Origin of the sequence: Coleofasciculus sp. E2-BRE-01, from assembly GCF_040221695.1 — a bacterium.
Taxonomy (GTDB): domain Bacteria; phylum Cyanobacteriota; class Cyanobacteriia; order Cyanobacteriales; family Coleofasciculaceae; genus Coleofasciculus.
Window position 1 is genome coordinate 18,780 of record NZ_JAVKEA010000002.1, and the last position, 11,299, is coordinate 30,078.

The following is an 11,299-nucleotide window of genomic DNA, read 5'->3' on the forward strand; positions in this document are numbered from 1 at the left end:
CATTACCCGCCAACGCTAAAAAGTTACGCCTCAATCACTTCACAACTCCCGCCAGCCGCCTCAATTTTTTGGCGAGCGCCAGTCGTGAAAGCAGCAGCTTTAACGTTTAGCGATACAGTCAACTCCCCGTCGCCCAGAATTTTCAGCGGTCCGTCGTTAGTGGTGACGATACCCGCTTCCATCAGTGACGGTAATGTCACCTCTGTATTGGCAGGGAGTGATGCCAACTTACCTACATTTATCGTAGTGTAATGTTTGGGATTAATCACCGTAAAGTGCTTTAGCTTAGGTAAGCGGCGGTACAAAGGCATCTGACCCCCTTCAAACCCCGGTCTTGTACCCCGACCCGATCGCGATTTTTGACCCCGCATGCCAAAGCCACAGCTCGCACCTTGACCCGCGCTAATCCCGCGACCAACACGACGACGACGTTTCTTTGCACCTTTTTGGGATGCTACAGTATGGATTCTCATAATTTAGATGGTTAAACTGAAAACTCTCTCATTTAGGGCAGGTTTTGGACAAAGGTTACTATTCATGGCGAAAAGCGAGTTCCTAAACCCGCTCCTACACAATCAGACATAGAGCTTCTCAATTTCAACCCCGCGTTCTTGCGCCACTTCCTTGAATGTCCGTAGCGCATCTAGGGCATTAATGGCAGCTCTGGCATTATTCAAGGGATTATTAGACCCCAATTGCTTGGCTAAAATATTACGAACTCCTGCCAATTCCAACACCGTCCGTACCGCGCCGCCAGCAATTACCCCTGTACCGGGTGCAGCAGGTCGTACCATAACCTTGGCTCCAACAGCCGCTCCATTAGAGGGGTGAGGAATGGAATTCGACTTGGTTAAGGGAACATCGATGACTTGCTTTTTGGCATCGACAACCCCTTTGCGAACAGCGCCAATCACATCACTGGCTTTGCCCACACCAACACCAACTTGACCACGCTCATTGCCAACGACAACGATTGCCCGGAAACTTAATTTTTTACCGCCTTTGACCACCTTGCTAACCCGACGGATTTGAATAACCCGTTCTTGCCAGGCGCTGTCTTTTTCTTTAGCGCGGCTACTTTTGCGACGATTTGCCATAATTTAAATTTTGCTTTACTTACTTCTAGAAGTCTAACCCAGCTTCACGCGCCGCTTCTGCCAAAGCTTTCACGCGACCATGGTAAAGGTTTCCTCCTCGGTCAAAAACAACCTGAGATATGCCTTTTTCCAACGCTCGCTGGGCAATTAACTGACCCACTTTAACCGAGGCGTCACAAGTGGCACCTGATTTTACCTCTGACTTCAGTCCAGGTTCTAACGTCGAAGCTGCCACTAGGGTATGTTGGTGATAATCATCAATAACCTGCACATAAATGTGCTGATTTGAGCGAAAGACCGCTAATCTTGGACGTTCAGCACTACCTTGGACTGTCCGGCGCACGCGCCGATGTCTACGGCGGACTGATTCTTTACGAGTAAGTTTCATCGGTTATTTCTTCCCTGCCTTACCAGCTTTACGTCTAATCATTTCACCGGCATAGCGAATGCCTTTCCCTTTATAAACTTCAGGGGGACGCACCGCGCGAATTTTAGCCGCTGTGTTGCCGACGATTTCTTTATTGATCCCGCTAACAATCACGTTAGTATTCCCTTCAACCGCTAGCTGCACGTCTTCAGGAGGGACAATTTCCACGGGTTGACTGTATCCGACATTCAGAATTAAGTTACGTCCTTGAACTTGGGCGCGATAACCGACACCTTGGATTTCTAAACGTCTCTCAAAGCCTTGGGAAACTCCTTCAACCATGTTGGCAACCAGGGTACGAGACAATCCGTGGCGCTGACGGGCAAGTCTAGATTCATCCCGCCGCCGCACTTGGATGGTTTCTCCTTCTTGTTCAACGGTGACTTGTTTCGGTAGAACTCGTTGGAGTTCTCCTTTGGGTCCTTTGACGGTAACCTGTTGACCTTCAATGGTCACGGTCACTTTATTGGGAATTGTTATTGGGCGTTTGCCAATACGCGACATGATTTTATACTCCTTATCCGGGCAAAAGAATTCAAAAGAGCTTAAGTGCTGATTTGAGCCGTGCTACCAGATGTAACACAGCACTTCACCACCGATTCCTTGTTGTCGGGCTTCCCGGTCAGTCATGATGCCACTGGACGTGGAAATAATCGCAATACCAATACCACCCAAAACTCGCGGTAATTCCTTGCGATTTTTGTAAACTCTGAGACCGGGTTTGCTCACCCGTTTCAGCGCTCGGATAATGGGTTGACGAGTTTTTCCTTTGTATTTCAAAGAAATAACTAAGTATTTTTTGATGCCTTCCCCAGCTTCTTCAAACTCGGCAATAAAACCTTCCTCTCTCAAGACTTGGGCAATTGCGCGGGTCATTTTTGTTGCTGGGACATTTGTTGTTTGATGCCGCACCAAGCACGCATTCCGAATGCGGGTCAGCATATCTGCAATTGTATCGTTTGCCGCCATTAGTTCCTTCCTATTCTTACAGGCTTATTTCTCCCGGAAAGGCATTCCCATCTCTTTGAGTAAAGCGCGACCCTCTTCATCGGTGTTTGCGGTGGTGATAATTGAGATATCCATGCCACGAATTTGATCGATACTGTCGTAGTCTATTTCCGGGAAAATCAGTTGTTCTCGGATGCCTAAGGTGTAGTTACCGCGACCGTCGAAACTGCGAGGGCTGATCCCGCGAAAGTCACGAATTCGTGGCAGGGCTAAGCTAATTAGGCGATCCAAGAACGAGTACATCCGTTTCGATCGCAGGGTCACCATGACCCCCACGGGCATTCCTTCACGGATTTTAAATCCCGCGATCGCTTTTTTGGCACGGGTGACCACAGGTTTTTGACCGGTAATGATCGCCAGTTCACTCAATGAGGATTCCAGGGCTTTAGCATTTTGAGATGCTTCTCCTAATCCCCGGTTGACGGTGATTTTGGTCACACGCGGGACTTGATGGATGTTTGTATACCCAAACTGTTCTTTAAGTTTGGGAACAATTGTCTCTTGATAGAGTGTTTTTAATCGGTCAGACATGATGGTTATCCTTTTTCCCTGGGCTTTGTCAGGGGGTGTCTTATGTCCTTTGTCTTATGTCCTTTGTCATTCGTCCTTTGGGATGAATCAAAGGACTTGGCGAAGATATTAGTCGATAATTTCACCCGTTTTCTTCAGCATTCGTACCTTGCGTCCCTCTTCAGTCAAGGTGTAACAGATACGACTTGCCACTTTTTGCTTTTCCGAATACAGCATGACATTGGAACTGTGAATCGGGGATTCAATGGTAGCAATTTGACCGGTTTCCCCTTCTTGCTGAGGCTTAACGTGTTTGGTTTTAATGTTCACGCCTTTGACGACAACCTTACTGTCTTTCGGTAAGGTTTGCAGAATTTCTCCGACCTTACCTTTATCGTGACCACTAATCACTTGCACCGTGTCGCCTTTTTTAACGTGCATTTTGTAACGCGGTGGCGCATTTTCTGTCTTTTTAGCCATCAGAGTACCTCCGGCGCTAAGGACACAATTTTTGTGTAATTTCTTTCCCGTAGTTCTCGCGCTACTGGACCAAATACACGAGTTCCTCTGGGATTACCTTCCGGGTTAATAATCACAGCCGCATTATCATCAAAACGAATACTCATGCCGCTTTCCCGGCGCAATCCTTTACGAGTGCGGACAATAACCGCCCGAACCACATCGGACTTTTTAATTGCCATGTTAGGAATCGCATCCTTAACCACAGCAATAATCACGTCACCCACACTACCGTAACGTCGATTTCCGGAACCGACGACGCGAATGCACATTACTTTACGCGCACCGCTATTGTCAGCCACATTTAAATAGGTTTGTTGTTGAATCATCTGATTTGTACTCTTGATTCAGAGTTATGAGTTGTGAGGCAAGTCTGAGTGGATTTCACGATCGTTTCTCACCGATTCGTGACCATTTAAAACCCAAAACCAAGTTCCTTCGAGGGTGGCGAAGGGTCAATACGCCTTAATTAAATTGAGGCACTATTGAGAATATCCTTAACCTGCCAGCGTTTCGTGCGACTGAGAGGTCGGGTTTCTTGAATGCGGACGCGATCGCCTTCTTGGCAGCGATTTTCTTCATCGTGTGCCTTGTATCGCTTGGTATTGACAACGATTTTGCCGTACTTCGGGTGGGGCGATCGGTTTTCGACAGCAACAACCACGGTTTTATCCATTTTGTTGCTCACAACCAAACCAACTCGTTCTTTAACTGCCATCGCGGTTTACTCCTCTTCTTTTTCCTCAGATGGTGAGGATTCAGGGGTGACTTCAGTCGCCTCGGGTTCACTCACTGATTCTTGCTCATCGGCTTGAACCGACTCTTCTACCTCGGCTGGAGGGGGTTGAGTCGTGGCTGTAGCCGTTGTCGCTGCATCGGCTGAATCACTCACCGTTTGTGGGGTTGTCTCTTCAGACACTGCTGCCAATTGCCGTTCTCGTGCGACAGTCATCATCTGAGAAATGCGATGTTTGAGATGCTTAAACTGATGGGGTTTTTCCAAACGACGGGTGGCTTGTTGCAACCGCAGTTCAAATAGCTCACGCTTGGCAGCTAAAATTTCATCCGCTAACTCTTGATCGCTTAAGGTTCTGGCGTCGTCTATTTTGGGCAAAGGCATAAATACTTATTCCCCTTCACGAGTAATGAACTTTGTTTTAATGGGAAATTTGTTAGCCGCTAGACGCATGGCTTCGCGGGCAAGGGGTTCGGGAACACCAGCGATTTCATAGAGAACTCGACCGGGCTTAACCACAGCTACCCAATATTCAGGTGACCCTTTCCCGGAACCCATACGAGTTTCCGCCGGACGCATGGTCACAGGTTTATCTGGAAACACGCGAATCCAGATTTTTCCGCCCCGGCGAATATAGCGAGTCATGGCTCGACGACCCGCTTCAATTTGACGCGCCGTAATCCAAGACGGTTCAATCGCTTGCAAGCCAAAGTCCCCAAAATTGAGGGAGTTGCCGCGAGTCGCTTGACCTCTCATCCGCCCGCGATGCTGTTTGCGGAATTTTGTACGTTTAGGACTTAACATAGTGATTTTTGTCCGTTATCAGTTAGTCGTGATTGTTTCTCCTTTGCCTGTTGTCACCTGCTTCAGGACAAAAGACAAAAGACTATTCATTGGAACGATCTTCAAATTGCTGGCGACGCCGTTGTTGACGACGACGGGGTTGAGCGGTGGGTTGCGGGGCGACATCTTCGGTAGACGGAATGATTTCGCCTTTGAAGATCCAAACTTTCACGCCGAGAATCCCATAGGTAGTGCTAGCGGTACGGTAGGAATAATCAATATCCGCCCGCAGGGTATGTAGGGGAACTCGACCTTCACGAGTCCACTCCGTTCGCGCAATTTCCGCCCCATTCAGGCGACCACTCACTTGCACTTTGATGCCTTGGACATCTGCCCGCTGCGCCCGTTGAATCGCTTGACGGACAACTCGACGGAAGGACACCCGGCGTTCGAGCTGTTGGGCAATATACTCCGCAATTAGCTCCGCATCGGCATCCACCCGAGCGACTTCAATGACATTGATGCGAATTTGGCGATTGCTCCCCAAAAGGTCTTGTAGACCTGTACGCAAAGATTCAATGCCACTACCGCCCCGACCAACCACGACACCGGGTCGGGCTGTATGAACTTCTAAATCAATTTGATCGGCTTTGCGTTCGATCCGGATCATCGAAATTCCGGCGTTACTCAGGTTTTTTTCGACATATTGTCGGATGATGTAGTCCTCTTGCAGGACTTCTGGGTAACGCTTGGTATCAGCAAACCAACGGGAGCGATGCTCTTGAGTGACACCTAAGCGAAAACCAATTGGATGAATTTTTTGTCCCACGAATCCTTCCTTTACTTTTTGTTTGTCCGTTGTCAATCGTGATCATTGATGACGATTAACTAGTCCTCAACTTGAGGTGAAACCGCCACCGTTATATGACAAGTTGGCTTGCGAATCTGATAAGCTCGACCTTGGGCTCTGGGGCGATAGCGCCTAAAGCTGGGTCCCATATCAGCAGAAGCATGGCTAATCACTAAGTTTGTTGGATCTAAACCCGCATTATGTTCGGCATTCGCCACGGCGGATCGTAGGACTTTCAGCACGGGTTCGCACGCCCGGTACGGCATAAATTCTAGAATAATCAGGGCTTCGCGGTAGGAACGTCCGCGAATCTGATCAAGAACCCGCCTGACTTTAAAGGGGGACATGCGAATGTAACGTGCGATCGCTTTGGTTTCTACTGTTGTATCTATCGTCGCCATAGTTTTTGTGATCTCTAATGGGGAAGAGCGAGATAAAAGCTGCCAACTCCGCGTCGATTAACGCGCCCGGCGATCGCTTTTAGAATGACCGCGAAAGGTACGAGTTGGAGCAAATTCGCCCAATTTATGCCCCACCATCTGCTCATTGATAAAAACCGGCACATGGGTTCTGCCATTATGAACGGCGATGGTATGACCCACCATTTGCGGCAGAATGGTTGAGGCGCGTGACCAGGTTTTAATTACCTGCTTTTCGCCTTTAGTATTCAAGGCTTCAATCTTACTCAGAAGACTGTCGGCAATAAATGGACCTTTTTTTAATGAACGACCCATAATCTCAATATGGTAAATGGTCAGTAATTGGATGCAACCGTTAAGCTTGACGCCCACCCCGTCCTCGCTTTGAGGATTTGCGCCGACGGCGGACAACTAAAGCCGTGCTTTGTTTTTTCGGCTTCCGAGTTTTAGCACCCAAAGTAGGTTTACCCCATGGTGTGACTGGACCTGATCGACCAATAGGCGCTCTGCCTTCACCACCACCATGCGGGTGATCAACCGGGTTCATGACGCTTCCTCTGACTTTAGGACGGCGTCCTAAGCGACGGCTACGACCGGCTTTCCCTAAACTGAGGTTACGAGCATCACTATTCCCCACCTGTCCAATCGTGGCATAGCAATTTCGCTGCACCATGCGAACTTCCGTCGAGGGTAGCTTCAGCGTGACATACTTTCCTTCTTTGGCAACGACTTGGGCACTCACCCCAGCCGCACGGACGATTTGACCGCCTTTTCCGGGGACCAGTTCTACGTTATGCACGCTGGTTCCTAGAGGGATATTGCTCAGAGGTAAAGCATTACCCACCTCAATTGGAGCATCGGGTCCAGAAATCACAGATGCGCCTACTTCTAAACCAGCCGGATGCAAAATATAGCGTTTTTCGCCATCCTGATAGTAAAGCAGGGCAATCCGGGCGTTCCGGTTAGGGTCATATTCAATGGATGCTACTTTAGCCGGAATATTGTGCTTGTTCCGGTGAAAGTCGATGATCCGGTAGAGGCGCTTGTGTCCACCTCCTCGACGCCGACTGGTAATCACCCCCCGATTATTGCGACCCTTGGGACGGTGATTAGATTTCGTTAGCGATTTTTCTGGTTCATCGCGGGTAATCTCCGCAAAGTCTGAGAGCGTAACCTGACGGGTACTAGGGGTATAGGGTCTATAACTACGAGTTCCCATAAAACTATCCTTTAGTCATTTGTCATTCGTCATTCGTCATTTGTCCCTGAAAACTCGGTCGGGGCGGGTTTAGTTGCATCTGGATTGGGTAATAAAAGATAGTAGTCAAACCCGCCCCGACACATTCAACACTCACCATTGTTTTATACGTCTGGGAACAACGTAATTGAGTCTTCAGGAGCTAAGGTGACAATTGCCCGTTTATACTGGGGCTTGTACCCGATAAATCTGCCGACGCGACGCTTTCTGCGAGGTGGCATTAAGGTATTTACACCCGTAACTTTGACATCAAAAAGGCTTTCTATTGCCGCTTTGATTTCAGGTTTAGTGGCTTTGGGAACCACATCAAAGACATATTTATTATCTTCTAAAAGCAACGTGGCTTTTTCAGTCACAATTGGGCGCAGCACCATGTCTGCCAGATCTCGGGGGTTAATCGATTTAGTCACTGTAAACCTCCTGAATTTTGGCAAGGGCTGTATTGGTGGTGACAATTTTGTCAGCGTTCAATACATCGTAGACATTTAAGCTATCAGCATAGATTAGCTTGATGCTTGGCACATTACGCGCTGATAAATAAACCTGCTGTGCGGGTTGTGGTAGAATCAACAGGACTTTTTGATTGGGATCAATTCCCCAACGCGCGATCGCGTCCATCAAGTCTTTGGTTTTAGGACGGGGCAGTTGATCGGCAAACTCTTCGACGACAATCATATCCTCCGCTCGACCCTGCAATGCTGTTCGCAATGCCAAGCGCCGCTCTTTGCGGTTCATCTTCAGGTTATAGTCTCTAGGCTTGGGACCAAAGATGATGCCCCCACCTCGCCACAAGGGTGAGCGGTTTGAGCCAGCCCGAGCGCGACCCGTTCCTTTTTGCCGCCACGGTTTCCGTCCGCCGCCTCTAACTTCGGCGCGGGTTTTTGTGGATGCGGTTCCTTGACGAGCATTGGTCATTTGTCTGACTAATGCTCGATGAACAATGTGAGACGCACTATCTTCTTTGGCGACTTTCAGCTCTAGGGTTGCCTGTCCCACTTCTTCCCCTTGCCAGTTTCGCACTATACAATCGACCATAGTTTTTAGTCCTTAGTCTTTATTCTGGTTGTTCATGATTCATCGGTGGGCATAAACAATGAATAATGAACAATCAACAATCAACAATGCATGACTATCGCCCGACTTTATTCGTGGGTGCAATATTTAAAAGCGCTCCTGGCTTACCGGGAACTGCCCCTTTAATAATCAGTAGGTTTCGCTCTGTGTCTACGCGCACCACCTGTAGTTTGCGAATGGTCTGACGTTTACCACCATAACGACCCGCCATTTTCTTCCCTGGGAAGGTACGACCGGGCGTTGTTCCAGCACCAGTGGAACCGGGTAAGCGGTGGTTTTTTGAACCATGCGCCATCGGTCCGCGCTTAAAGTTATGGCGTTTTTGATAGCCAGCAAAACCACGACCAATGGTCTTTCCAGAGACATCAACCAGTTGACCCGCACTAAATATCTCCGCATTAATAACTTGACCGAGTTGGAATTCGTCGGTGCTATCTAGGCGATATTCGCGCAGGTGACGTAAAGGGGGAGCCTCAGATTTGGCTAAATGCCCCTTTTCTGGCTTATTAACTGCCTTTTCTTTAACTTCGTGATAGCCCAGTTGTACAGCACTGTAGCCATCCGTTTGCTTGGTTTTGATTTGAGTCACCCGACAAGGACCCGCTTGAACGACTGTGACAGGAAGGGCGCGTCCTTCCTCGTCAAAGACTTGGGTCATGCCGAGTTTCGTGCCGAGGATACCGACAGACACTGGCTTCTCCTTTCTAGACGGTACAGCGAGGCAAATTTGGCGTTGATTCACAAGTGAATCCGCTCTACCTCAGCAGGTTATCTTCCTGACTAATCGACAGGGATTTCCTCGATTGAGGTTAATTCTTGCCTGGTTAGTTGTGGAAATTTTGGTTAGTCCTGACTAACCGCGTCGCCTTTGAACGCTGGGACTTAAAGAGTTATCTCCTCAGTATCCCCACGAGGCGCAGTGCAAGTGCCAAAGGTCAGAAGCTGCCACTACAAGAGCTATCTGGCTTTTTGATCTGAGTTCACTGTAGTTCTACAGTAGAACTAGCATACCTCAACTTGGTGGTTTGACTGGATAAATCCAAGACCACAGCTTCTGTTGACCTAAGTTGCGATCGAGTAAGTCGCGATCGCGCAACCTGGCAATTTGGTCACAATTGCTCAGTATAGAATAATTCTCTAGCTTTGTCTAGGAAATTGGCGACAATTTTATGCATCCGAGCCAGCCAGCCTGGAAAGCCGCACGCTCATTCACAATCCGGGGAACCCGCCAACCAGTTCTCCCGCTTCCTTGGTGGCTTGACGCTGGGACTCACTGAAATAGGCGGGAACTGTAATCACCGCTTGGGAGATTGGCTTACCCAAGACAGTTTCAGCATCGTGCTTAACCAGAACCTGAGCAGAAATCTGAGGTGGGGTGAACCGTTGTTCCCCAATTTGAACCGCCACTTTACGCTGTACTTCTTCAATTGCACCTGGTCTAAGCCTCCACCTTAAATGGTACGCTCAAAAGCTGGACAATTAATTTGTTAATTTGTGGAACAGGTGTAAGGGAGTGATTCCAGACTTCGACGAAAACGGCAATAGACTATCTCAGAATTCATGCTCCTCGATTACTGAATTATTATGACCGTGCTGGACAGAAAGCTAAATATGGAGGTGAAATCTTTCCATCAGACCAACCCATCGGCAATTACGGAATGGATTCTTTTGAATTATTTCAGCAAGATAGAAAGTACAATAAAAAAGGGATTATTGCCATAGATTTAGTGAGGTTGATCTTATGATTAAAGATGGAAAAGAGTATACAGTTACTCAGGAACTGATCGGAGAATTTGAAAAATCTATAGCCACAATAGAGAGAGATGAAGCCAGGAAAACAAATGACCCTGACGGCTGGGAGGTGATGAGAAGTTCATTACAATCTCATCTCGATAAATTAAAAGCAGAAATCGCTGAATATGAAAGACTTACATCCCACGATCGCCACAGCCCTATCGTACTGAAGCTCGACGATATTGACTATTTACCGCAAGTTTTAATTAAAGCGCGTATGGCGGCTAAACTCAGCCATCAAGAACTAGCGAACTTAGCTGGACTGACAGAAGAGCAAATCAAACGCTATGAAGGTAATGATTATGAAGATGCCAGTTTCCTGGATGTCAGATTTGTGATTGATGCCCTAGACATTAAAATTCAAAACGGGGAGTTTTTAATTCCTTTAGATACGCTGAGAAGAACTCCGATTACTAAAGAAGAATTGCTAACGTCTCAGACAACAAATCGGGAGCAAAGCCGTAGGAATTGAGAGTATTAGATTGTGCGATCGCTACCCGTGCAAGTATCACTTAAACAATTGCTGTGACGATCATTACCCTTGAAGAGCAGGTGTATGGACGATTAAATCAAATTCGTAATATTTAAACGATGGCATACAGTAGTTTCACCTTAGCTAAAGCTAAAAAAGAGTTTAACTTAACGACTGTTGAAGGAGGACGGTTTCTACCACCCATTGATCCTATATAGCAATCCTAAATAGATTGTGGCAAAATTCCATACTGAAAAGTTTTTGGAAAATCGAATATTTGACCATCAGCAAAAAACTTAAATAGCCACTTAACTATTTTAAAAGAGCTACAAAGATGATAAAATTTCCTGAT

The 11,299-nt window shown here is 47.6% G+C and carries 21 protein-coding genes and 1 pseudogene; 2 read left to right on the top strand and 20 right to left on the bottom strand.

The window, feature by feature from the left end; all coding sequences use genetic code 11:
* Positions 1–23: 23 nt before the first annotated feature.
* The 19 genes from rplO to RIG66_RS00425 all read right to left on the bottom strand — a co-directional run bounded on the left by rplO (position 24) and on the right by RIG66_RS00425 (position 10,088).
* Positions 24–473 carry a 50S ribosomal protein L15 gene (gene rplO, locus RIG66_RS00335; protein ID WP_446374115.1) on the bottom strand — a complete coding sequence of 150 codons (450 nt, stop codon included), beginning with the start codon at positions 471–473 and terminating at the stop codon, positions 24–26.
* Positions 474–575: 102 nt separating this feature from the next.
* On the bottom strand, positions 576–1,097 hold the full coding sequence (rpsE, locus tag RIG66_RS00340; RefSeq protein WP_446374117.1) for a 30S ribosomal protein S5: 522 nt from the start codon (positions 1,095–1,097) through the stop codon (positions 576–578).
* Between the two features lie 25 nt (positions 1,098–1,122).
* On the bottom strand, positions 1,123–1,485 hold the full coding sequence (gene rplR / locus RIG66_RS00345; protein ID WP_446374119.1) for a 50S ribosomal protein L18: 363 nt from the start codon (positions 1,483–1,485) through the stop codon (positions 1,123–1,125).
* Positions 1,486–1,488: 3 nt separating this feature from the next.
* Positions 1,489–2,028 carry a 50S ribosomal protein L6 gene (gene rplF, locus RIG66_RS00350; protein WP_446374121.1) on the bottom strand — a complete coding sequence of 180 codons (540 nt, stop codon included), beginning with the start codon at positions 2,026–2,028 and terminating at the stop codon, positions 1,489–1,491.
* A gap of 63 nt (positions 2,029–2,091) precedes the next feature.
* Entirely contained in the window at positions 2,092–2,493 is a 402-nt protein-coding gene (rpsH, locus tag RIG66_RS00355) for a 30S ribosomal protein S8 (RefSeq protein WP_446374123.1), read from the bottom strand.
* A gap of 24 nt (positions 2,494–2,517) precedes the next feature.
* Positions 2,518–3,063, bottom strand: a complete 546-nt coding sequence (gene rplE / locus RIG66_RS00360; protein WP_446374125.1) for a 50S ribosomal protein L5 — start codon at positions 3,061–3,063, stop codon at positions 2,518–2,520.
* Positions 3,064–3,171: 108 nt separating this feature from the next.
* On the bottom strand, positions 3,172–3,522 hold the full coding sequence (gene rplX / locus RIG66_RS00365; RefSeq protein ID WP_006100389.1) for a 50S ribosomal protein L24: 351 nt from the start codon (positions 3,520–3,522) through the stop codon (positions 3,172–3,174).
* Positions 3,522–3,890: a 50S ribosomal protein L14 gene (gene rplN, locus RIG66_RS00370; RefSeq protein WP_006100476.1), complete on the bottom strand. Its 369-nt coding sequence runs from the start codon at positions 3,888–3,890 to the stop codon at positions 3,522–3,524. The genes rplX and rplN overlap by 1 nt, the downstream gene beginning before the upstream one ends.
* 140 nt (positions 3,891–4,030) lie before the next feature.
* Complete coding sequence (gene rpsQ / locus RIG66_RS00375; RefSeq protein WP_446374128.1) at positions 4,031–4,279, bottom strand: 30S ribosomal protein S17; 249 nt, start codon at positions 4,277–4,279, stop codon at positions 4,031–4,033.
* Positions 4,280–4,285: 6 nt separating this feature from the next.
* Positions 4,286–4,681, bottom strand: a complete 396-nt coding sequence (rpmC, locus tag RIG66_RS00380) for a 50S ribosomal protein L29 (RefSeq protein ID WP_446374130.1) — start codon at positions 4,679–4,681, stop codon at positions 4,286–4,288.
* 6 nt (positions 4,682–4,687) lie between these two features.
* On the bottom strand, positions 4,688–5,101 hold the full coding sequence (gene rplP, locus RIG66_RS00385; RefSeq protein WP_446374132.1) for a 50S ribosomal protein L16: 414 nt from the start codon (positions 5,099–5,101) through the stop codon (positions 4,688–4,690).
* An 82-nt stretch (positions 5,102–5,183) separates the two neighbouring features.
* Positions 5,184–5,909 (bottom strand): 30S ribosomal protein S3, encoded by a 726-nt coding sequence (rpsC, locus tag RIG66_RS00390; protein WP_446374134.1) that lies wholly within the window; start codon positions 5,907–5,909, stop codon positions 5,184–5,186.
* A gap of 59 nt (positions 5,910–5,968) precedes the next feature.
* On the bottom strand, positions 5,969–6,331 hold the full coding sequence (gene rplV, locus RIG66_RS00395; RefSeq protein ID WP_006100589.1) for a 50S ribosomal protein L22: 363 nt from the start codon (positions 6,329–6,331) through the stop codon (positions 5,969–5,971).
* Between the two features lie 57 nt (positions 6,332–6,388).
* On the bottom strand, positions 6,389–6,664 hold the full coding sequence (rpsS, locus tag RIG66_RS00400) for a 30S ribosomal protein S19 (RefSeq protein WP_446374137.1): 276 nt from the start codon (positions 6,662–6,664) through the stop codon (positions 6,389–6,391).
* A 40-nt stretch (positions 6,665–6,704) separates the two neighbouring features.
* A complete protein-coding gene (gene rplB / locus RIG66_RS00405; protein ID WP_446374139.1) occupies positions 6,705–7,568 on the bottom strand; it encodes a 50S ribosomal protein L2 in 864 nt (287 codons plus the stop codon).
* Between the two features lie 143 nt (positions 7,569–7,711).
* On the bottom strand, positions 7,712–8,017 hold the full coding sequence (locus RIG66_RS00410) for a 50S ribosomal protein L23 (protein ID WP_446374141.1): 306 nt from the start codon (positions 8,015–8,017) through the stop codon (positions 7,712–7,714).
* Positions 8,010–8,642: a 50S ribosomal protein L4 gene (gene rplD / locus RIG66_RS00415; protein ID WP_446374143.1), complete on the bottom strand. Its 633-nt coding sequence runs from the start codon at positions 8,640–8,642 to the stop codon at positions 8,010–8,012. The genes RIG66_RS00410 and rplD overlap by 8 nt, the downstream gene beginning before the upstream one ends.
* A 94-nt stretch (positions 8,643–8,736) precedes the next feature.
* Entirely contained in the window at positions 8,737–9,372 is a 636-nt protein-coding gene (gene rplC, locus RIG66_RS00420) for a 50S ribosomal protein L3 (protein ID WP_446374153.1), read from the bottom strand.
* Positions 9,373–9,890: 518 nt separating this feature from the next.
* On the bottom strand, positions 9,891–10,088 hold the full coding sequence (locus RIG66_RS00425) for an Hsp70 family protein (RefSeq protein WP_446374145.1): 198 nt from the start codon (positions 10,086–10,088) through the stop codon (positions 9,891–9,893).
* Positions 10,089–10,237: 149 nt separating this feature from the next.
* On the opposite strand from RIG66_RS00425, the gene RIG66_RS00430 reads away from it, so the two are divergent.
* Both RIG66_RS00430 and RIG66_RS00435 read left to right on the top strand, forming a co-directional pair.
* On the top strand, positions 10,238–10,426 hold the full coding sequence (locus RIG66_RS00430) for a DUF6932 family protein (protein ID WP_446374155.1): 189 nt from the start codon (positions 10,238–10,240) through the stop codon (positions 10,424–10,426).
* Positions 10,423–10,947 carry a helix-turn-helix domain-containing protein gene (locus RIG66_RS00435; RefSeq protein ID WP_446374147.1) on the top strand — a complete coding sequence of 175 codons (525 nt, stop codon included), beginning with the start codon at positions 10,423–10,425 and terminating at the stop codon, positions 10,945–10,947. The genes RIG66_RS00430 and RIG66_RS00435 overlap by 4 nt, the downstream gene beginning before the upstream one ends.
* A gap of 223 nt (positions 10,948–11,170) precedes the next feature.
* Here RIG66_RS00435 and RIG66_RS00440 read toward each other — a convergent pair.
* A pseudogene (locus tag RIG66_RS00440) lies at positions 11,171–11,299 on the bottom strand (IS630 family transposase); the annotation flags it as partial.